Below are 19,987 nucleotides of genomic sequence, written 5' to 3' on the forward strand. Positions count from 1 at the left end.
TATAGGTTTATGCCGGGTACGTTCCGTCAAATGGAAGTCTTCGCACTCGTCTGCGCGACGGGCAGCGTTTCGGCCGCCGCAAATCGGCTCGGCGTGTCGCAGGCCGCCGTAAGCCGGACGATCATCGCGCTCGAGCGCAAGGTTGGCGAGCCGCTGTTCCGGCGCAGTCCGGGGCGCCCCAACATGCCTTCGACCATTGGCCTCGCGATCCTCGCCCATGCGCAGGCAGCCTTGGAGGAACGGCGGCGCATCACAGAAGTTGTGCGCACGCCGACCGAGACTTTTCGTGTTGGAGGGGACCAGATCATCGTTGGCGTCATCTTCACACCGCATCGTCAGGCTCTCGCGGAGGCGCTGGCGCCGCATCAGTTAGAGCTTGTCGCGGCCGAAGGTGATGGCGAACCGATCGAACTTGCCGACCGGCTGAATCTCGACCTGCTCTACGTGACCATGGGCGACGGCGAGCGCCCGCCCGCTGGCGCCCGGTGCGTCGCGCGCCAGCGCAACAGCATGTTCGCGAGCCCAACGCTCCTCGATCGTTGCGCAGCGAAGATCGCTCTCCCAGTGGCTGTTCCGGCACCCTCCCGCCGCGTGCGGGACGGCCTTGGACGGATCGTCGAGAAGCGTCTCCTTGGTCCCCACACCATAATCGAATGCGACGCCGCCGCAGCCATGGAACTGGTCCTGACCGGCGCCGGGGCAGGCCTGATGAGCGTGGAGCGTGCAGCGCCTTACATCGCTGCGGGACTGCTGACACCCGTTCCGCAGTTCGATGGTCCATTCGACGTCCAGCGCTACGAAATTCAGCGGCCTGGCTTGTCTGAGGTGGGACGGGTGCTAAGCGATCGGCTTGCCGCGCTTGTCGAGGGATGGCTTCGCTAGGGGCCCGAATGCTCAGGGGCTTCACCACCGCAAATGGGACATTGCTGCCACTATAGATGGGCAGGCCGAACGGCAGCTCCTATGACAAGCTGACCTCTACCGCTGAGCTTGGCGGCGATACGAAATGCGTAACGACGGCCTCTTGCGCTGCCAGCTTTGTACCGGCCATGCTCGCACTTTTTACGGCCGGAACCCGCATTGACCGTGGATAGACACGGCCGTCGAAACGCCGATCCATAACGGCGAGGTCACAGAGCATATCTGTTCGGGACAGCGCTTACGGAGATTCGCCACTGCCTTGCTCTCCTCCGGCGCCTGTCAAAGCGTGAAGCCGCCGTCGATTGTTATGCTAGCACCGGTGATGTAACCGGCTTCGTCCCGAACGAGATACGCCACCAGGCCGGCTATCTCGTCAGCATGTGCCACGCGCTTCAGCGGCTCAGGTTGGCGAGCATCTCGAGGCGGCCCACATTTATGTCGGTGTCCACGGGCCCGGGCTGGATGTTGTTCACGGTAATCCCACGCGGCGCGAGATCGAGTGCGATCCCTTTGACCATCGCGGTAACAGCGGCTTTGGTCATGTGGTAGACGCTAGATCCGGCGAACCCAGTGCGGATCGCGACATTGCTGCCGATCGTGATCACCCGTGCGCCGGCCCGAAGATGCGGCAGGGTCGCCTGTATCGACAGATAGACTCCGCGCACATTGACGGCTAGCATTCGATCGAGATCGTCGACTGATACCGTGTCGATGGTCGCCGAACGGTACAGGCCGGCATTTACGACCACGACGTCGATTGCGCGGTACCGCCCCGCGGCGGCATTGGCCGTGGCGGCGATCTGGTCGCGCTCCGCGCTGTCCGCGCGGATCGCCATCGCCTCGCCGCCCGTCGCGCGCACGCTCTCCACCAGCGCGTTCGCCGCGTCGTCTCGCGAGACATAGGTGAAGGCGACCCGGTAGCCCTCACGCGCCAGACAGCGTACCGTTGCAGCGCCGACCCCGCGCGATCCGCCGAAGACAAGCGCCGTTTTGTTGCAATCGTCTTGCATGGGATCTCCCTTTCAGGCGGCGAGCAAAAGCTTCCCGGACGTGCTCCGGTTTTCCATCGCCGCATGTGCGTCGGCTGCGTCGGCGAGCGCGAAGACTTGCGGCGGCGCGAGCCTCAGCGTGCCGGCGCGCACCCAGTCGAAGAGGCGAGCTGCCCGCTCTCGCAGCAGCTCCGGCGTAGCGATGTGATCGGAGAAGACCGCATAACCGAGCTTGATGCTCTTCGGCAGCGCCATGATCTCGATCGCACTTCCGGCGCCGAGCACCGGGCCATACCAGCAGAACGTCCCCGACGTCCGCAGCGCGGCGATCGAGCCTTCAAACGTCGCCGGCCCGCTGCCGTCGTAGACGACATCGACGCCCCGTCCCCCCGAAAGCCGCATGGCTGCGTCGGCGAAATGGCAGTCGCGATCGACGATGACGTGGTCCGCCCCCGCCGCCTGCGCGACCGCGACCTTCGCTTCGCTGGAGACGCGGCCGATCACGATGCCGCCGCGCATCTTGATGATCTGCGTGAGCAACTGGCCAAGGCCGCCCGCAGCGGCGTGAACGAGCGCGATGTCCCCCTCCCGCACTGGGTAGAAGTCGGTCGCGAAATGGCTTGCCGTTAACCCCTGCATCATCAGGGCGGCAGCGGTGCGGTCGTCCATGTCGTCGGCGATCGGCACCAGCGCCTCGGCCGGAGCGATGACCCGGCTCGCATAGCTGCCAGGCACGTAGACCCACGCCACGCGCTGGCCGATATCTATGCCCTGAACCCCGGCCCCCACCGCCGCGACGCGTCCCGCCCCTTCGACGCCGAGAACGTGCGGCAGCGGAACCTTCAGCATGCCGCGCCGCACGCCGATGTCCATGAAGTTCACGCCGCTCGCCGCGACGTCCACCAGAACCTCTCCGGCGCCGGGCGCGGGATCCGGGCGATCGGTAAGCTCCAGGACGTCGGGACCGCCGAATGCGGAAATTGCGATGGCCTTCATGATCATGACTCCAACTTGAACGTTTATTCCAGAACTGGGCAAAAAAAAAATTAGCGCAGTGCGCGCAACGCGAGGTCGACCAGCCGCGCGAGGTGAGCCGCCGCCGCCCCGCCGCGCGCGGCGATGCGGATGCCGGCGATCGCCGCGATCAGAAAGGTCGCGATCTCGGCCGGATCGAGCTCGGCGGCGATGTCGCACTGGCGCTGTCCCTGCTCGACGCTGCGGACGAGCAATGCGCGTAGCGCGCCGCCCGAGGCGGCGCGCAGTTCGATGAGCTCGGGGTTGGTCTGCCCGAACTCGACGATCGAGCCGACGCCGAGACAACCCTGCTCGGCCTCGTCGACGACGCGCTCCAGCATCGCGCGGATGCCGTCAACCGCCCTGGAGCGACTGGCGAGCGCGGCGCGGTGCGCGTCGATCTCGCAAAGCCCGTAACGGCGGACGGCGGCACGGTAGATACCCCATTTGTCGCCAAACGTGTTGTAGAGGCTCTGTCGACCGATCCCCATCGCATCGACGAGCATCTGCGCGGACGTTCCTTCGTAGCCATGCTCGCGGAACACCTCAATCGCTGCGTCGACAGCATTCTCCTCTTTGAATTCCTTGGGTCGCGCCATGCCTCTCCAGATAAGGTATTGGAACGTTCATTCAAGAGACAGCATGTTAAATCCCCAGTTCGAACAACGTCGGATGATCGACGGCGCGCGGCCCGATTGGCCAGAGTAAGGCACGCTCGTGCATCTCGATCGGCTGCGCATTCGCCGTGGTCAGGCGGCGCTTGACCAGACCGGCCGCATCCAGCTCCAGCGCCTCGTTGCCGTAGAGGCGGAACCAACGGCCGCTGTCGTCACGAAATTCGCGCGCGAAGCGCAGCGAGAGACGCCCCTCTGCCTCCGCCCAACCCTCCAGCAGCAGACGCGAGTCGATCTCTCGCCGCAACCGTCGCTGCACGAACGCACGAATCTGCTCGCGCCCCCACAGGAAATCGACGCGGTCGCGCCAATGGCAGTCGATCGTATGACCGAACACGATCGCGTCGAGGTCGCGCGTGTTCCAGGCGTCTTCGGCATCGCGGGCGTGCCGCACCATCGCCGGACTGCATTGGAGCATGTCGGTTCTCATCCTGAAGGCGGACCGGCACGATGCGGGTCCCCCGACGCGCCATCATCGCCACGCCGTGTCCGCGCGCCAGTTAGGTGGCGTTAGCCGTCGCTCGGCCGGTGCGCGGCTGACAGCGCATCACAGCGTCTAACAGGCGCGCGCACGTGTGATGCGCTAGCAATGCGGCGAGATTTTCGACCGGAGGAACCGCCATGCACACCGACTCGAACCCCATCGCCGACACCGGCCGTCGCGACTTCGTCACTGGCGTCACCGCCGTCGCGGCGGCGCTGTTCGGCAGCGCCGCGACCGCGCAGACGCCGGCCGCACCGGCGCGCCCGATCGGCCGCACGCCACCTGCGCTCGGCCCGGTACGGCAGATCGACGCGGGCGATCTTTCCATCGGCTATGTCGACATGGGGCCGGCGAAAGGCCCGGTCGTCATGCTGTTCCATGGCTGGCCCTACGACATCCACAGCTTCGCCGAAGTCGCGCCGCTGCTGATCGCGCGCGGCTATCGCGTCGTGATCCCGCACCTGCGCGGCTATGGCAGCACCGTGCTGCGCGACGCCCAGACGATGCGCAACGGCCAGCCCGCCGCGCTCGCCTCCGACGCGCGGGCGCTGATGGACGCGCTCGGCATCCGACAGGCAATAGTCGCCGGGTTCGACTGGGGGGCGCGCACCGCCGACATCATGGCGGTGCTCTGGCCGGAGCGTTGCAAGGCGCTCGTCTCGGTAAGCGGCTATCTGATCGGCAGCCGCGCCGCCGGCGCGAAGCCGCTGCCGCCACGCCAGGAGTTCCAATGGTGGTATCAGTTCTACTTCGCGACCGAGCGTGGCGCGGCCGGCTATGCGGCGAACACCGCCGCGTTCAACCGGATGATCTGGGAGCTTGCGTCGCCAAAATGGGCGTTCGACGACGCGACCTATGCGCGCTCGGCGGCGTCCTTCGTCAATCCCGACCATGTCGCGATCGTGATTCATAACTATCGCTGGCGGCTGGGCCTCGCCGAGGGCGAGGCGCGGTACGACGCGCTGGAAGCGCGGCTGGCGACCGGCCCGACCGTCGCCATCCCGACGATCACGATGGAGGGCGACGCCAATGGCGCGCCGCATCCCGAGCCCGCCGCCTATCGCGCGAAGTTCACCGGCCCTTATGCGCACCGCCTCACCACCGGCGGCATCGGGCACAATCTGCCGCAGGAAGCGCCTGCCGCTTTCGCGCGCGCGATCCTCGACGTGGCGACGCTGGCATGAGGGCGGGGCTGGCCGGACTCGGCGTCGCCACGGCGGTGTTCTTCGCCGTGGCGGTGCCCAAGGTGGCGGCGGCGGGCGATGCCCCATCGGTGTCGCCGGTCTATGGCGTGCGGCTCCCGGTGGGCTATCGCGACTGGACGCTGATCAGCGTCGCGCAGGAAAACGGCAAGAACGACGATATCCGCGCGATCCTCGGCAACGCCATTGCGGTGCGCGCCTTTCGGGCGGGCAAGCGCCCCTTCCCCGACGGTTCGGTGATCGTGCGGCTGGCGTGGCGCTATCGATCGTCGCCGCGCAACGACGCCGTGTTTCCCGCACCGCAATCCTTCGTCGCGGGCGCGCCCACCAACGTGCAGGTCAGCGTCAAGGACTCAAAGCGCTACGCGGCGAGCGGCGGCTGGGGCTATGGCCAGTTCGACGGCGGCAAGGCCAACCAGGACGAGGCTCTCACCCGCTCGTGCGTCGCCTGCCATGCGAAGCTGGATCGCGCGGCGGACTTGGTCTTCACGGAATATTCGCGCTGAACGAAAAGCCCACGGCCGGCCCGGGGGGCTTGGCCGGCCGTGAGCGTGCGCGCCGGCGGGTGGGGGGCTGCCGGCGCGGCACCTCAGCGGGTCGCCGCCGCCCGTTCGATCAGCCGCGCGACCTCGACCGGGTGCGAGACCATCACCACATGCGACGCGCCACGCACGACGACCGTCTGGCGGGCATGCGCACGCGTCGCCATGAAGCCCAACGCGGCGGGCGGAATGTTCCGGTCGCGGTCGCCATAGATGAAATAGGAGGCGATCCGCTTCCACGCGGGCTGCGGCGACGCCTCGCTGAGTGCGGCCGCCGCGATCGGACGCTGGCCGACCGCCATGAGCGATGCCTGCGCCGGCGCAACGTCAGCGGCGAACTGCGCCGGGAACTTGCCCTGCACGATGTAGAGGTTCCTGCCACCACCCGGTAGCGGCACCGCCGGGGCGAGCGCGCCCGCCAGCGTGCTGCCGGGGAACTTGCCGGTGAGGCCGAGCGCGGTCTCGCCCGCCTCCGGCGCGAAGGCGCTGACATAGACCAAGGCTTTGACGTTACGGCTCCGGGCGGCGGCCGCGCTGATGACCGAGCCGCCATAGGAATGGCCGACCAGCACGACCGGCGCCTTAAGCCGCGAGACAACGCTGTCGATCTCCGCCGCGTCGCTGCGCAGGCCGCGCAGCGGATTTTCCAGCGCGATGACGAAATAGCCGTCGCGGCGCAGGATCGGGATCACCCCGTTCCAGCTCCACGAATCGGCGAAGGCGCCGTGGACGAGCACGATGACAGGCTTGGCGGGGGTCTGCGCCTGGACGGCGGGCGCGACGAGGCTGGCGGCGAGCGCGAGCGCGCCGGCGATGAATTGCTTCATGGCTATCCTGCCGAGGTCAGGCGAGCGTGACGACGGCGTCGATGTTGCCCTTGATCGCCTTGGAATAGGGGCAGGTGCGGTGCGCGGCGTCGATCAGCTGGCGCGCGACCTCCTGCTCGATGCCGGGCATGCGGACGTTCAGCCGCGCGGCGAGCGAGAAGCCGTCCTCGCCCTGCCGCAGGCTCACCTCGGCGTCGATCGCGAGGCCGGCGGGCAGCGCGATGCCGCGGGCGTGCGCAGCGTGGCCGATCGCGCCCTGGAAGCAGGCCGACCAGCCGGCGGCGAACAGCTGCTCGGGGTTGGTGCCCTGCCCCGGCCCGCCCGGCGATGAAAGCTTGAGGTCGAGCCGGCCGTCATCGCTGCGCGCCGCGCCGTCGCGGCCACCGGTGACGTGGACGTTGGCGGTGTAGAGGGTCTTGGTGTCGGACATGGTTGGTCTCCGGATGATGGGTCAGCGGATGTGTCGGAAGGCGGCGCGCACCTCGGCGGCGAAGATCGCCGGCCGCTCCCAGGCGGCGAAATGGCCGCCGCCCGGCGCTTCGTTGAAGTAGAACAGGTTCGTGTAGGCGCGCTCCGCCCAGCTTTTCGGCGCGCGGAAGATCTCGCCGGGGAACACGGTGACCGCCACCGGCAGGTCGATGACGCCGCGCGCGTTGAAATTGTTGCTATGGTCTTCCCAATAGATCCGGGCGGCCGAAGCGCCCGTTCCGGTCAGCCAATAGAGCGAGATGTCGTCGAGGATCTCGTCGCGGGTCAGCACGCGGAGCGGATCGCCCTGGCCGTCCACCCACTGCGCGATCTTCTCGTACATCCACGCGGCCAGCGCGACCGGCGAGTCGACCAGCGCATAGCCGATCGTCTGCGGGCGGGTGTTCATCTCGATCGCATAGCCGGCATTGTCGCGGTAGAAGGTGGCGAGCTGGTCGAACGCGTCGCGCTCCTTGGGACTGAGCGTTGCGGGCGCGGGATCGCCGGCGGCGAGCGTCCGCGCGATATCCGCCGGCACCACTGCCGGCATGTTGAGATGGATGGCGAGCAGCCCCGGCACCTTCTGGAGCGCCATGCGCTGCGAGATGACCGAGCCGCAGTCGCCGCCCTGCGACACGTATCGCGCATAGCCGAGCCGCTGCATCAGCGTCGCCCAGGCGCGACCGATATGGTCGGAGCCCCAGCCCACCTGCGTCGGCTTCGCCGAAAAACCGAAGCCCGGGATCGACGGGATGACGAGGTGGAAGGCGTCGTCCGCCGTGCCGCCATGCGCGGTCGGGTTGGTCAGCGGGTCGATGACCTTCAGGAACTCCAGAATCGAGCCGGGCCAGCCGTGCGTCAGGATCATCGGCATCGCCTTCTCATGCCGCGAGCGGACATGGATGAAGTGGATGTCGAGCCCGTCGATCTCGGTCATGAACATCGGCAGCGCGTTGAGCCGCGCCTCGACCTTGCGCCAGTCGTAGGCCCCACCCCAATAGTGCAGCAACGGTTCCAGCGTCTGGCGACGCACGCCCTGCCCATCGTCCGGGGCGGGCTGCGCGTCGGCCCAGCGCGTATCGGCGATGCGGCGCTTCATCGCGGCGATATCCGCCTCGGGCATCGAGACCCTGAACGGGCGGATCGACGCACCGCCGGTCGCGGCGCGCAGCATTCCGGGCACCATACTTGCTGCCCCCGCTGCGGCAGCCCCCGCGATGAAGGTGCGGCGCGTCGTCTTCAGTTCGTCGAGCATCGGTTCCTGGCCCCTCGTTGCGATGCGGCCGAGGTTAGCGGGAACGGCGCGCAACGCCCGTTATCGCCGGTGATGCGGTGTTAGCCGGCGGCTGGCAGCGCCTAACGCCGCACGGGCGATGCCTAACACCGGCGCGCGTGCGACGTGCCTATCTTGGCGATCACACAGTTCGGGGACTGGCCATGTTCACAATACGCTCGCTTACCTTCGCCGCCGTGGCGGCACTGACTGCCGGCACCACCACGGCGCTTTGCTTTGATGACGCGCTGGCGCTGGTCGCCGCCAAGCCGACGGCCGGGGCGCCCGCCGCGCCGCTGGCGGCGCTGTCCGACGCCGCGCCCTGGCTCACCGCCGTGCTAGGCGGGGCGGCCGGATTGCGCGGCAAGGTCGTGGTGGTGAATTTCTGGACCTATTCCTGCATCAACTCGCTGCGCGCGCTGCCGGCACTGCGCGCATGGGACCAGCGCTACCGCGACAAGGGGCTGGTGGTCGTCGGCGTCCATGCGCCGGAATTCGCGTTCGAGAAAGATCCCGCCAACGTGCGCACCGCGCTGCGCGCCCTCGGCGTCACCTACCCCATTGTGCAGGACAATCGCTACGCGACATGGCAGCGCTTCGGCAACGAGGGCTGGCCCGGCTTCTACGTCATCGACGCGCGCGGCAAGGTGCGCGGCTACCGCCTCGGCGAAGGCCATTACGACGAGACCGAGCGGCTCATCCGCACGCTGCTGGCCGAGGCCGGGCAGGACGTGTCGGCGATCCCGGCCGCGCCGGCGACCGGCACCGGCAGCCAGGCCGCCGCGGACTGGCAGGATCTGCGCTCGCCGGAATCGTACCTCGGTTACGCCAAGGCGGACGGCTTCCGCTCGCCGGGCGGGTTGAGGCAAGATGCCGTCCAAACCTATATGCCGGCGTCGAGCCTGGCGCTCAATCAATGGGATTTCGCCGGCGCCTGGTCGGCCGGGCGCGAGTTCGCGACGCTGGTGAGCGCAGGTGGCACGATCCGGTATCACTTCCATGCGCGCGACCTTCACCTCGTGCTCGGCGGCACGGGCGACGGCAAGCCAGTGCGCTTCCGGGTGCTTCTCGACGGGGCCGCGCCGGGCGCGAGCCACGGTGCCGATGTCGATGCCGAGGGCTGGGGCGCGGTGCGGCAGGATCGGCTCTACCAGCTCGTGCGGCAGGCCGGCGCTGTCGGCGATCACACGGTGACGGTCGAGTTCAGCCGGCCGGGCGTGCGCGCTTATGTATTCACCTTCGGCTGAAAAGTCATCTTGAACGACAGTTCCAGAATCATTTATATCAACCTAGGAGGGCTTGGAATCATGGCACGGACATGGTTGATTACCGGCGGCTCGCGCGGGTTCGGGCGGGCGCTGTGCGAGGCGGTGCTGCAATCGGGCGACAATCTCGTCGCGACGGCGCGCGATCCGCGCCAGCTCGAAGCGCTGTCGGCCCGCCCCGGCCAGCTCGTCACCGCGCCGCTGGACGTCACTGACGAGGCGCAGGCGGCGGACGCGGTCGCGGCCGCAATTGGTGCGTTCGGCCAGCTCGACGTGCTGGTGAACAACGCCGGCTATGGCGATGTCGGATCGGTGGAGGACACGCCGCTCGACGCGTTCCGCCGGCAGATCGAGACCAACCTGTTCGGCACGATCATCATGACCAAGGCCGCCATCCCCCACATGCGGGAGCGCCGCAGCGGCCATATCGTGCAATTCTCCTCGGTCGGCGGCAGGCTCGGCGCGCCGGGCCGCGCGCCCTATTCCGCCGCGAAATGGGGCGTGGAGGGGTTCTCCGAAGTGCTCGCGCAGGAGATGGCGCTGGTCGGCGTGCGCGTGACCATCGTCGAGCCGGGCGGCTTCCGTACCGATTTCGCCGGCGCCTCGACCAATATCGCCGCAGGCCGCCCCGAATATGACGCGGTGGTGGGCAAGGCCGCGCGGATGCAGCAGGCCTATGACGGCAAGCAACCCGGCGACCCCAGGCGCGGCGCGCAGGCGATCCTCACCGCCGTTGCGGCCGAGCGGCCGCCGCTGCGGCTGCCGCTCGGCTCGGACGCGGTGACGGCGCTGGAACGCAGCGACCGCGCGCGGCTGGACGAGCTGGCGGCGTGGCGCGCGCTCAGCGTTTCGACCGATTTTCCCAGCGACGGCTGAGCGATGGCGGCTGCGGATCCTGTGGGCGAGCGGGTCGGCTTCGGGCCCTTCTGTCTCTCCGTCTCGGAACGGCTGCTCACCCGTGACGGCGTGGCCGTGGAGATTGGCGGCCGTTCGTTCGATCTGCTCGCGGTGCTGGTCGAGCAGCCGGGTCGCGTCCTGTCCAAGCGCGAGCTGCTGAAGCGTGTCTGGTCAGACGTGGTGGTGGAGGACGGCAGCCTGCGCTTCCACATGGCGGGCCTGCGCAAGCTGCTGGGCGACGGGCAGGACGGCGCGCGTTACATCGCGACGCAGGTCGGCGTCGGCTACGCCTTCGTCGCGCCGGTTGAGAAACGTTCCGCGCAGGGCACCGTGGAAGCCGTGGCGGCGCCCCCGCCCCGGCCCGCCGCCACGATCAACATGCCGTCGCGCCTGCCGCATCTGATCGGCCGCGACGCCGACCTGCACCTGCTCGCCGAGCGCATCGTTACCACGCCCTTGTTCACGATCGTCGGCCCGGCCGGCGTTGGCAAGACGACGCTGGCGGTCGAGCTTGCCCACCGGCTCGGCGATGCGTTCGGCGATCAGGTGACGTTCGTCGATTTCAGCCTGCTCGAAGACCCGGCGCTGGTGCCGCAGATGATCGCCGGTGCGATGATGATCGCGGTGCCCAGTGACGATCCGCTCGCCGTCATCCTCGGCCACATCCGCGACCGCAAGATCCTGCTGGTGCTAGACAATTGCGAGCATGTCATCGAGGCGACCGCCGCTATCGTCGAGCGCATGGTCGATGCCGCACCGAACGCGCACATCCTCGCCACCTCGCGTGAGCCGATGCGCATTCGCGGCGAGCATATCCATCGCCTCGACGCGCTCGCTTATCCGGACGATCCCGAGGGCCTGGGCCGCGAACAGCTTCTGGCCTATCCGGCGGTGCAATTGTTCTGCGAGCGCGCGCTGGCCGGCGACAGCGCGCTTCGCATCGATGAATCGACCGCGCGGCTGATCGCGGACATGTGCCGGCGGCTCGACGGCATGGCGCTACCGATCGAGCTTGCCGCCGTCCGCGTCGCCACGCACGGCATAGAGGCGACGGCGCGGCTGCTGGGCGAGCGGTTCAGCCTCGGCTGGCCGGGCCGCCGCAATGCCGCCCCCCGCCAGCAGACGCTGCAGGCCACGCTAGACTGGAGTTACGACCTTCTGTCGGAGGTCGAGCAGATCGTGCTGGCGCGGCTCGCGGTGTTCGTCGGGCTGTTTTCGATCGACGCCGCGCTCGAGGTGGCCGCCGACACGCGGATCAGCGCCGACGAGGTTGCCGCCGCGCTCGACGAACTCGCCGCCAAATCCCTGGTCGTACCGCAACGCGCGCGCGGTACCGGGCTGTACCGCCTGCTCGAGATGACGCGGGCCTATGCGCGGGAGAAGCTGCACGCGCGCGGCACCGACGAGCCCCGAGCGACCGCGCGCCGCCACGCCGCCTTCTACCTCGGCGAGATCGACGCTGCCGCGACGCAGGACGCCGAGGCGTTGCACGATGCGCGCGCGCTCCGTCAGCAGCTCGGCAACATCCGTAGCGCGCTCGACTGGGTGTTCGGCGGGGAGGGCAATATGCGGCTGGCGGTGCGGCTCGCCGCCGCGAGCGCGCGCGTGTTCCTCAACCTCTCCTCGCTGGTCGAGTGCCGGACATGGTGCGGCCGCGCGCTGACGATCATCGAGGAGGTTCAGCGCGGCACCGCGATCGAGCTTGAGCTTCAGGCCGGCCTCGGCACCGCGCTGATGTTCACGCGCGGCAACAGCCAGGCGGCCAGCGCGGCGCTGTCGCGCGCGCTCGAGGTCGCCTCCGCGCTCGGCGATCGCTGGAACCAGCTTCACATCCTCGGCCGGTTGCACATCTTCCACGAGCGGCTCGGCGACTATGCGGTCGCGTTCGGCCATGCCGAACGCGCCGTCGAGGTCGCGAAGGCGATCGACGAGCCGGAGGCGCTAGGTGTCGCCTATTCGTTGTCGGGCATTTCGCATCATCTGGCTGGCGATCAGGCGCGCGCGCACGCGGACCTTACGCTCTCGCTCGAGAAAAGCGCGCCGTCGCAGCGCAGCCGCACGGCCCATTACGGCTTTGACCATCGCAACCGCTCGGCCATCGCCCTCGCCCGCGCCTTGTGGCTGATGGGCCATGCCGAGTCGGCGTTGCAGCTCGCCAAGCAGACCGTCGCCGATGCCGATGACCTCGACCACGCCGTCACGCGCTGCATCGCCATGCTCTGGTCTTTCTCGGTCCATCTCTGGGCGGGCGATCTGGTGGAGGCGGAGCGTGTGCTCGCCCTCTTCGCCGGATGCGCGGAGGCTAACGCGCTCGGCCCCTATATCGCCGCCGTCGGAGGCCTGCGCGGCGAACTGGAGGTCGAGCGCGGCCGCGCCGGTGGCGCGCTGGGCGCGTTGGAGGAAAGCCTCTCCCGCCTGCGCGCCGCCCGCTACGAACTCCTGACAACCCCCTTCTCGCTCGCGCTCGCGCGCGGCCTGATGCTCGATGGCCGAACGGCCGAAGCCCGCGACCTGCTCGACGCGACGATCGCGCAGTGCGACGCGAACGGCGAACGCCTGCTCGTTCCCGAGCTGCTTCGGGCCAAGGCGGCGATTTCGAAGATGCATCAAGAGAACGGCGCGGCCGAGACGATCCTTTGGGAAGCGATCACGCTGGCGCGGGAGCAGACCGCAGTCGCGTGGGAGCGTCGCTGTTCGACTGCGCTGGCTGACGAGACGTCCTGAGCTGGCGTCGTCGCTTTCCTGCACGCTACTCAATCTTGCCCGTTTTGAAGGCAGGCTCTAAAGATGATCCCCTTCTGAAAGGACCCGCGAAGCGCATGTGATCTCAAGCCTGACAGCAAGCAAAAACGTTGCCTTCAGGAAGTGTTCCATGCCCGCGATCAAAACGGTCGGCCTTTGCTGGTCGACGCCCGATGGCCACCCGGTCATCTCTAATCTCAACCTGACCTTCAAGGTAGAACGCGCCGGAGTTGTCGGCCGTAACGGCGTTGGCAAGACGAGCCTGCTGAAGCTACTCTCAGGCGACTACGAACCGATCGCTGGCCGGATCATCGTTCAAGGTACGACCGCTATGCTGCGCCAGATCGTTCAGGTACGGCAAGACGATACGATCGCCGATCTGTTCGGCGTCTCTGCCGATCTAGACGTATTGCGCCGTGCCGAACGCGGCCAAGCGAGCATCGACGAGATGTCCAGCGCCGACTGGTCGTTGGATGCTAAGATCGCAGCAGCGCTCGCCAGTGTCAGGCTCGATGCTGCGCCCCAAACTATGCTCGGCCAATTGTCGGGCGGCCAACGCACGCGCGCCGCGATGGCCGCCGTGGTCCTGCGCCAGCCCGACTTCCTGCTGCTGGACGAACCCACAAATAATCTCGATCGCGATGGCCGTGCGGCCTTGCTCGAGTTGCTTGGCGACTGGCAAGCAGGAGCGATCATCGCCAGCCATGATCGCGAGCTCCTGGATACCATGGATGCGATTATCGACATGACGGCGCTCGGCGCCAAGCGATATGGGGGAAACTGGACGCAGTACCGCGAGCGTAAAGCGATCGAACTCGCGACGCTTCGGCATAACCTTGATGTCGCCGAAAGGCAGATCGCCGAGATCGCGCATAAGAACCAGATTGCTGTGGAGCGAAAGCAACGGCGTGACGCTGCGGGAAATCGGAAAGGTGTTCGGGGCGACTTGCCGCGCATCCTCGTGGGCGCCCGCAAGCAACGTGCCGAGAACAGTGGCGGGGATAACGCGCGGCTTGCCGAACGGCAACGCGCGGAAGCGTCCGCTGCGGCGATAGCCGCGCGCGAGCAGGTCGAAATCCTCCAGACGATGGCAATCAGTCTGACGAAGACGGCCCTGTCACCTGCCAAGACCGTCCTGACGGTGGAGCATGTTACGGCGGGCTATGACTCGGCCAAGCCGATCATTCGCGACCTGTCGTTCACGGTTATTGGGCCGGAGCGGATCGCTATCAACGGACCGAACGGATCAGGGAAGACCACGCTGCTCAAGGTCATTAGCGGCCGCAGGAAGCCTTGGACCGGCCGGATCTTGCGAACACCTGACTTTGCGATGCTCGATCAAACTGTCGACATTCTCGATCCCGGCCTTTCGATCGTCCGTAATTTCCAAGCCCGTAACAAGGGCGCCGACGCGTTCGCGTGTCGCACTGCCCTGGCCCGGTTCCAGTTCAAGGCGGATGCCGCGGACCAGCTCGCCGGGACGCTGAGCGGAGGTCAGTTAATCCGTGCTGGACTCGCCTGCATTTTTGGAGGTACCCCGCCCCAATTGCTCATTCTTGATGAGCCGACGAACCATCTCGATCTCGATTCCATCGCCGCGATTGAAGCGGGGCTAACCGCCTTCGACGGTGCTTTGCTGGTAACCAGCCACGACGAGGAATTTCTAGCGGCCATCGGTATCTCGCGACGCATTGCATTATCACCAATCTGAAGCGGCCATAACGCACGTAGCGGGCTACGATGCCTGGGGCGTGCGGGTGAGCGTCGCAGATCGTCTGGTTCAATCAAGTCATCGGCAGATTTCGTCAGAACCAGACGTTCGTCAAAGCTCAGATCAACGACCGACATTGGTCGGGAGGGCCCGCGAATCACGAGCTTTTTGGGTCGTTTGGCAAAGGTTCGTGTCCGACTTTTTGAGGGTGGACCTTCCATGGACCACGACTTGGGTGCCGGAAAGAACATCGTTTCAGCTCAATTAGCTAGAAAGTCGTTGTGAGTCCTGCAACCGCATCAGTACATATTGACGACGTTGTCGGTCATCCACGATGTAGCGCAATATACTCGGCGAGATGTAAATGCTTCCGAGGGCGACGAACGCACCAGCGATCAGGTCAGCGATGTAGTGGCCACCGAAGAGCGGCGCCGCCGCTGCCATGAAGACGTTGAGCAGGATGGCCGGCCAGCGGAGGACACGATTACTCCAAAAGAACCAGCTCCCAAGAACGACAGCTTCCATGTGAAAGCTGGGAAATCCGACCAGACTGGAGTCTTCACGAAGAGAGACGGAGTAATCATGCCGCCTCGCAGATCCAGCAAGTTTTTCACCCATCCAGAGGTGCTCGTTGGAAGGATGTCTTGTAGATCGTTGGGTCTCAAATGGAGGTAGTCCCACGCCGTTGTAACGGGGAGCAGAGCAAACATGATCGCCGTTGCCATAAGCGAAAACATCGTCGCCAGTACGTATGTATCTAGACGGCGGTGCTGACGTGAGACGGATGCAAACAGCGATATCATCATAGGCTGCCACGCTATACTTGCGTAGCAGAATGATAGAATTATGAGAAATTTTGGGTTTGCTGCTACGAAGTGCGCGTACGACCACCACTTATAACCCAAGCTTTCATCAAAGTTGAGCATCATCTCATCATGCAATGGCTGGTGCGATGTTGCAGCCGAATAGATGAGCATTACGCTCGCCAGGCAAATCAGTCCATATTGGTTGATACCACCCAATCCAGCCGTCAGGATGGGGAAAACTCTGTACCTGTAGAGGAAGGCACACGCGAGCGCCCCGACGATAACGGTAACACACCTGCCTACGCCCTCGTCTAAACGGACACTGAAACCGGAGATGCAAAAGATCAAGAAGCACGCGGCGAGATACGCCCACACAATTCCCCACACCTCTTGGCGTGGAGTGCTTATGTTTTCCATGATTGCAATCCCCCCGACGCATATAAGGGGAACTACGTAGGCTTTGTTGAGAATTCGTTCACGGAAGTTGAGCCGCTGTAAGTTGGACAGACCCTTCATCTGCGGGTACTTGTAGTCCGATCGGCAGCATGGCTTCGAAGGCCTTGCAGAACCAATTGTCTCGCTGCCGGAGCCTTACCAGTGCTGCCGTAAGCACAGTCGCCGTTCCGCGCCGCTGATCACCTTCGTTCGCCAGTGCAGAAATAAGCACCACACGGCCCTGCGGATCCTGCCATGCTTCCCGATCGCGATCAAACAACAGCATCGCGCTGCCGTAATCCGCAACTTCGACTACATCACCGCTTCGTGGCTGCTACGGCGAGCCGGCATTCAGCCTACATGATTCCGCCCCGGCGCTGGAACGCTGTACCCCCCTCCCCTCCTCCAACTGCGCCGACACCGGTGACAACCGCGCCTGTTTTAAGCACCACGCGCACTTTCCCGCTGCAAAAGCGGCATGTCACGAGGGCGGGTCGACAACGCCGTGACCGTCTTCTCCGCCACGTTCAAGCCAAGCATGGTGGCATCGCCAAAATTTCGGAACGCTTCGCTTTTCCTTCGAACACCGTTGATCTTTTACGATGATACCGGTAGCAACACTTCATGAACGATCGGTCATAAACCGGCGTCTTGGGAGGGGGAGGCTGTGAATCTCCTCTGAATCAAATGGATCGCGCGTTGCGTGGCCAAGAGGGAGGACGTTCATGGCTAGAGCTTGCGTATTGTTTCACAACTCGCGTGTACGGGTGGTAGCGAGTACGTCTGTTGTCGCCGTTAGCAGCGCGTTGCTTTTCCCTGCTGTCGCGTCGGCGCAGGTGGCACAGGCTCCAGGGGCGGCGCTCTCGAATGCTTCTGCGCAGGCTCACGTCGCACCAGCGCAGGCAAATCGTGATCCGGCGGCTTCGGTTCCTGAGGCTGCGGACCAAGGGTCAACGCCGTCGAGGGACGGCGTAGCTGACAGCAACGACATCGTAGTGACCGGCTTCCGGCGATCCCTGGAGGCGGCGCTCAACCTGAAGCGGAACACGGTCGGTTCGGTGGACGCGATCGTCGCCGAGGATATTGCCAAGTTTCCGGATCAGAACCTGGCCGAATCGTTGCAAAGGGTCCCGGGCATCAGCATCCAGCGCGATGGCGGCGAAGGGCGCGCGATCACGGTACGGGGGCTCGGCGCTCAGTTCACGCGTGTGCGCGTCAACGGCCTGGAGACTATTGCCACCGCGAGCGACGGTGCCGGTGCGAACCGCGACCGCGCGTTCGATTTCAACGTCTTCGCCTCGGAACTGTTCAACTCGGTGGTCGTGCACAAGACGGCCGAGCCGTCGCTCGACGAAGGGTCGCTGGGTGCGGTGGTCGATCTGAACACCGGCAATCCGCTTGGCGGCAAGACGGGACTGACGGTCGTCGGGTCGGCCAGCGGCAGCTATAACGATCTGTCGAAGACGGTCGGCCCGCGCGTCGCCGGGCTGCTCGCTTGGAAGGCGCCGAGCGGTCGGTTCGGCGTCTCCTTGTCCGCCGCTTACTCGCGGTTGAAGACGCTGGAACTCAGCAACAACACCGTGCGCTGGGCGCAGGCCGAGTTCGACTCGGTCGGTGGGACGCCGTGTTTCTACACCGGCGCCGCAGGCGGTCCGCTCACGCCGAGCCGCAACAGCGGCGGCACGTACCGCCCCGGTCTGAACGCGGGCTGCGATGCGGTATCGTTCGCGTTCCATCCGCGCATTCCGCGCTATGGCGAGGTCTATCATGACCGCGAGCGTCTCGGCATCACCGGCAGCGTGCAATGGGAGCCGAGCGACCGCACCAAGATTTCGATCGACGGCCTGTTCTCGCGCTTTCAGGATCTGCGCCAGGAACGCTGGGCCGAAGTGCTGCTGCGCTCGAACGAACGATCCGTCGACGTGGTGAACTATGCGATCGACCAGAACAACAATCTCATTAAGGCGACGCTCAACGACGCTTACGTCCGCACCGAGCATTTCAATCGCAAGCAGGTCGTCACCTTCTACCAGATCGGCGGCTCGCTCGATCAGGACGTCACCGACAAGCTGCGCTTCACGGTGCTCGGCGGCTATTCGAAGTCCGATTCGGACGTGCCGTATGAATCGACGCTGATGTTCGACGACAAGGACGCGCAGGGCTACAGCTACGATTACACCGACTCGCGGCATCCCAAATTGTCGTTCGGCACGTCGGTGACAGATCCGTCGACCTTCCAGCTGTCCGAGATCCGCGACCGGCCGAACAGCGTCGTCAACGATTTCCGCACCGCGCAGCTTCGCACCGAATGGGATGTCGCGGAGGGCTTCCAGCTCAAGACCGGCGGGGTGTGGCGACGCTTCAACTTCGCCACCACCGCCGCCGAGCGCGGCACGGTCGTCTGCCCCAGCGCGGCGGGCGGGACGGATGCGGTGCTCGGCACATTACGATGCACGCCGTCGAGCGTGTTCGGGCCGAACGCGGTCTATGGCTTCCCGGTGACGTCCAATCTGGCTGAACTGTTCACGCTCGGCTCGACGGGGCAGCCTTCGGGTAATACCAACGCATGGCTCGTGGCGAACTATCCGGCCGCATCGGACTTCGTGAAGCTGTACCAGCGCACCGCCGTCACCGATCTGACGGCGGTGCGGTCGGTAAGCGAGACGAGCTATGGCGGCTACATGCAGGTGGACGCCAAGGGCTCGTTGTTCGGCCTGGATTACGCGTTCAACGGCGGCGTTCGATATGTTCGGACGGACCAGAGTTCGTCCGGCTACAACAATGGCGCGAACGTGACGATCGGGCGTAGCTACGATGACTGGCTGCCGTCGTTCAACACCGCTTTTTATCCGACCTCCAAGCTGATCGTGCGCGCTTCGGTCGGACGCGTGATGACGCGACCGACGCTGAGCGCGGTGACGCCGGGCGGCACGGTCGACGGCAACAACTTTCGCGTGACGTTCGGCAATCCGCAACTCGACCCCTATCGCGCGACCGCGTATGATGCGGCGATCGAATGGTATTTCCGCCCGGGTTCGATTTTCTCGGTCGCGGTGTTCAAAAAGGATGTGCAGAGCTTCCCGGTCGGGCAGGCGATCGTCGGCACCTATGCCTCGACCGGGCTGCCGGTGTCGCTCATCCCGGCCAATTCCACCGCCGCCGGCAATCCGGAGGCGCAGCTCTGGACGATCAACACGACCGTCAACGGCACTGGCGCCGACCTGCGCGGCGTCGAGGTTTCGCTGCAAAGTCCGTTCACCTTCCTGCCGGGCTTCCTGTCGAAGTTCGGCGGCATCGTGAACGCGACCTTCGTCGGCTCCAACGCGAACTACACGCTGCAACCGCCGTCGACCGGTTTCCAGGCGACGGGCGGATTGCTGATCCCCGCACCACGCCTGTTCGCCGGCACGCTGTACGGCCTTTCCAAACGCTCGTTCAACGGAACGCTGTATTACGAGGGCAAGCGGTTCTCGGCTCGCGTATCGGCAAGTTACCGCAGCGGCTTCATCGATCAGGGCAGTTCGAGCGGCAACGTCTTCGAAGGCTACAACTCGACCATCAATATTGACGGGTCGATACGCTACAAACTCACCAAACAGGTGGAACTCTCACTGGAGGGCGTAAACCTGACCGACGAGTATCGCGATCGCTACGTCGATCAGGCGACCGACCGTGCCTATGAGAACAACCACTTCGGCCGGACCGTCCTCTTCGGCGCTCGCTACAAGATGTAATTG

At 65.7% G+C, this 19,987-nt stretch carries 17 protein-coding genes and 1 pseudogene; 8 read left to right on the forward strand and 10 right to left on the reverse strand.

Annotated features, from left to right (window positions below; genetic code table 11):
- Window positions 1-9: 9 nt before the first annotated feature.
- On the forward strand, window positions 10-882 hold the full coding sequence (locus AC3ANX_RS10975; RefSeq protein WP_488333319.1) for a LysR family transcriptional regulator: 873 nt from the start codon (window positions 10-12) through the stop codon (window positions 880-882).
- Between the two features lie 318 nt (window positions 883-1,200).
- Here the strand turns inward: AC3ANX_RS10975 and AC3ANX_RS10980 are convergent, their stop codons facing one another.
- From AC3ANX_RS10980 to AC3ANX_RS11000, 5 genes are read right to left on the reverse strand one after another with little or no spacing between them, the layout of a single operon-like run.
- The gene (locus AC3ANX_RS10980; RefSeq protein WP_488333320.1) at window positions 1,201-1,308 is read right to left on the reverse strand and encodes an SDR family oxidoreductase; all 108 of its coding nucleotides are present in this window, start codon (window positions 1,306-1,308) and stop codon (window positions 1,201-1,203) included.
- Window positions 1,309-1,313: 5 nt separating this feature from the next.
- The gene (locus AC3ANX_RS10985; RefSeq protein WP_488333321.1) at window positions 1,314-1,931 is read right to left on the reverse strand and encodes an SDR family NAD(P)-dependent oxidoreductase; all 618 of its coding nucleotides are present in this window, start codon (window positions 1,929-1,931) and stop codon (window positions 1,314-1,316) included.
- A gap of 12 nt (window positions 1,932-1,943) precedes the next feature.
- Entirely contained in the window at window positions 1,944-2,906 is a 963-nt protein-coding gene (locus AC3ANX_RS10990) for a quinone oxidoreductase family protein (RefSeq protein ID WP_488333322.1), read from the reverse strand.
- Between the two features lie 50 nt (window positions 2,907-2,956).
- Complete coding sequence (locus AC3ANX_RS10995; RefSeq protein WP_488333323.1) at window positions 2,957-3,523, reverse strand: TetR/AcrR family transcriptional regulator; 567 nt, start codon at window positions 3,521-3,523, stop codon at window positions 2,957-2,959.
- Window positions 3,524-3,569: 46 nt separating this feature from the next.
- Entirely contained in the window at window positions 3,570-3,995 is a 426-nt protein-coding gene (locus AC3ANX_RS11000) for a DUF1348 family protein (protein ID WP_488333324.1), read from the reverse strand.
- A 224-nt stretch (window positions 3,996-4,219) separates the two neighbouring features.
- On the opposite strand from AC3ANX_RS11000, the gene AC3ANX_RS11005 reads away from it, so the two are divergent.
- Both AC3ANX_RS11005 and AC3ANX_RS11010 read left to right on the forward strand, forming a co-directional pair.
- Window positions 4,220-5,266, forward strand: a complete 1,047-nt coding sequence (locus tag AC3ANX_RS11005; protein WP_488333325.1) for an alpha/beta fold hydrolase — start codon at window positions 4,220-4,222, stop codon at window positions 5,264-5,266.
- Entirely contained in the window at window positions 5,263-5,790 is a 528-nt protein-coding gene (locus AC3ANX_RS11010; RefSeq protein ID WP_488333326.1) for a cytochrome P460 family protein, read from the forward strand. Before AC3ANX_RS11005 ends, AC3ANX_RS11010 begins: the two co-directional genes overlap by 4 nt.
- 83 nt (window positions 5,791-5,873) lie before the next feature.
- Here AC3ANX_RS11010 and AC3ANX_RS11015 read toward each other — a convergent pair whose 3' ends face one another.
- The 3 genes from AC3ANX_RS11015 to AC3ANX_RS11025 are packed head-to-tail and all read right to left on the reverse strand — an operon-like array spanning window position 5,874 to window position 8,376.
- Entirely contained in the window at window positions 5,874-6,653 is a 780-nt protein-coding gene (locus tag AC3ANX_RS11015) for an alpha/beta fold hydrolase (protein WP_488333327.1), read from the reverse strand.
- A 16-nt stretch (window positions 6,654-6,669) separates the two neighbouring features.
- Window positions 6,670-7,083 carry an organic hydroperoxide resistance protein gene (locus AC3ANX_RS11020; RefSeq protein WP_488333328.1) on the reverse strand — a complete coding sequence of 138 codons (414 nt, stop codon included), beginning with the start codon at window positions 7,081-7,083 and terminating at the stop codon, window positions 6,670-6,672.
- Window positions 7,084-7,104: 21 nt separating this feature from the next.
- Window positions 7,105-8,376 carry an epoxide hydrolase family protein gene (locus tag AC3ANX_RS11025; RefSeq protein WP_488333329.1) on the reverse strand — a complete coding sequence of 424 codons (1,272 nt, stop codon included), beginning with the start codon at window positions 8,374-8,376 and terminating at the stop codon, window positions 7,105-7,107.
- A 182-nt stretch (window positions 8,377-8,558) separates the two neighbouring features.
- Here AC3ANX_RS11025 and AC3ANX_RS11030 point away from each other — a divergent pair, with 182 nt between their 5' ends.
- From AC3ANX_RS11030 to AC3ANX_RS11045, 4 genes are all read left to right on the forward strand, one after another.
- On the forward strand, window positions 8,559-9,641 hold the full coding sequence (locus AC3ANX_RS11030; protein ID WP_488333330.1) for a redoxin domain-containing protein: 1,083 nt from the start codon (window positions 8,559-8,561) through the stop codon (window positions 9,639-9,641).
- 60 nt (window positions 9,642-9,701) lie between these two features.
- A complete protein-coding gene (locus AC3ANX_RS11035) occupies window positions 9,702-10,535 on the forward strand; it encodes an oxidoreductase (RefSeq protein ID WP_488333331.1) in 834 nt (277 codons plus the stop codon).
- A gap of 3 nt (window positions 10,536-10,538) precedes the next feature.
- Complete coding sequence (locus tag AC3ANX_RS11040; RefSeq protein ID WP_488333332.1) at window positions 10,539-13,280, forward strand: ATP-binding protein; 2,742 nt, start codon at window positions 10,539-10,541, stop codon at window positions 13,278-13,280.
- Window positions 13,281-13,428: 148 nt separating this feature from the next.
- A complete protein-coding gene (locus AC3ANX_RS11045; RefSeq protein WP_488333333.1) occupies window positions 13,429-15,009 on the forward strand; it encodes an ABC-F family ATP-binding cassette domain-containing protein in 1,581 nt (526 codons plus the stop codon).
- Window positions 15,010-15,273: 264 nt separating this feature from the next.
- Here AC3ANX_RS11045 and AC3ANX_RS11050 read toward each other — a convergent pair whose 3' ends face one another.
- Both AC3ANX_RS11050 and AC3ANX_RS11055 read right to left on the reverse strand, forming a co-directional pair.
- A complete protein-coding gene (locus AC3ANX_RS11050; RefSeq protein ID WP_488333334.1) occupies window positions 15,274-15,627 on the reverse strand; it encodes a phosphatase PAP2 family protein in 354 nt (117 codons plus the stop codon).
- Window positions 15,628-15,695: 68 nt separating this feature from the next.
- Window positions 15,696-16,331 (reverse strand): annotated as a pseudogene (locus AC3ANX_RS11055) (phosphatase PAP2 family protein); the annotation flags it as partial.
- 644 nt (window positions 16,332-16,975) lie between these two features.
- On the opposite strand from AC3ANX_RS11055, the gene AC3ANX_RS11060 reads away from it, so the two are divergent.
- Window positions 16,976-19,984 carry a TonB-dependent receptor gene (locus tag AC3ANX_RS11060; protein WP_488333335.1) on the forward strand — a complete coding sequence of 1,003 codons (3,009 nt, stop codon included), beginning with the start codon at window positions 16,976-16,978 and terminating at the stop codon, window positions 19,982-19,984.
- Window positions 19,985-19,987 lie beyond the last annotated feature (3 nt).

It is taken from the genome of Sphingomonas sp. BRN-1R (assembly GCF_057748035.1).

Coding starts and splice junctions, on each gene's coding strand:
- AC3ANX_RS10975 (WP_488333319.1), top strand. CDS start 10: ATGCCGGGTACGTTCCGTCAAATGGAAGTCTTCGCACTCGTCTGCGCG.
- AC3ANX_RS10985 (WP_488333321.1), bottom strand. CDS start 1,931: ATGCAAGACGATTGCAACAAAACGGCGCTTGTCTTCGGCGGATCGCGC.
- AC3ANX_RS10990 (WP_488333322.1), bottom strand. CDS start 2,906: ATGAAGGCCATCGCAATTTCCGCATTCGGCGGTCCCGACGTCCTGGAG.
- AC3ANX_RS10995 (WP_488333323.1), bottom strand. CDS start 3,523: ATGGCGCGACCCAAGGAATTCAAAGAGGAGAATGCTGTCGACGCAGCG.
- AC3ANX_RS11000 (WP_488333324.1), bottom strand. CDS start 3,995: ATGGTGCGGCACGCCCGCGATGCCGAAGACGCCTGGAACACGCGCGAC.
- AC3ANX_RS11005 (WP_488333325.1), top strand. CDS start 4,220: ATGCACACCGACTCGAACCCCATCGCCGACACCGGCCGTCGCGACTTC.
- AC3ANX_RS11010 (WP_488333326.1), top strand. CDS start 5,263: ATGAGGGCGGGGCTGGCCGGACTCGGCGTCGCCACGGCGGTGTTCTTC.
- AC3ANX_RS11015 (WP_488333327.1), bottom strand. CDS start 6,653: ATGAAGCAATTCATCGCCGGCGCGCTCGCGCTCGCCGCCAGCCTCGTC.
- AC3ANX_RS11020 (WP_488333328.1), bottom strand. CDS start 7,083: ATGTCCGACACCAAGACCCTCTACACCGCCAACGTCCACGTCACCGGT.
- AC3ANX_RS11025 (WP_488333329.1), bottom strand. CDS start 8,376: ATGCTCGACGAACTGAAGACGACGCGCCGCACCTTCATCGCGGGGGCT.
- AC3ANX_RS11030 (WP_488333330.1), top strand. CDS start 8,559: ATGTTCACAATACGCTCGCTTACCTTCGCCGCCGTGGCGGCACTGACT.
- AC3ANX_RS11035 (WP_488333331.1), top strand. CDS start 9,702: ATGGCACGGACATGGTTGATTACCGGCGGCTCGCGCGGGTTCGGGCGG.
- AC3ANX_RS11040 (WP_488333332.1), top strand. CDS start 10,539: ATGGCGGCTGCGGATCCTGTGGGCGAGCGGGTCGGCTTCGGGCCCTTC.
- AC3ANX_RS11045 (WP_488333333.1), top strand. CDS start 13,429: ATGCCCGCGATCAAAACGGTCGGCCTTTGCTGGTCGACGCCCGATGGC.
- AC3ANX_RS11050 (WP_488333334.1), bottom strand. CDS start 15,627: ATGGGTGAAAAACTTGCTGGATCTGCGAGGCGGCATGATTACTCCGTC.
- AC3ANX_RS11060 (WP_488333335.1), top strand. CDS start 16,976: ATGGCTAGAGCTTGCGTATTGTTTCACAACTCGCGTGTACGGGTGGTA.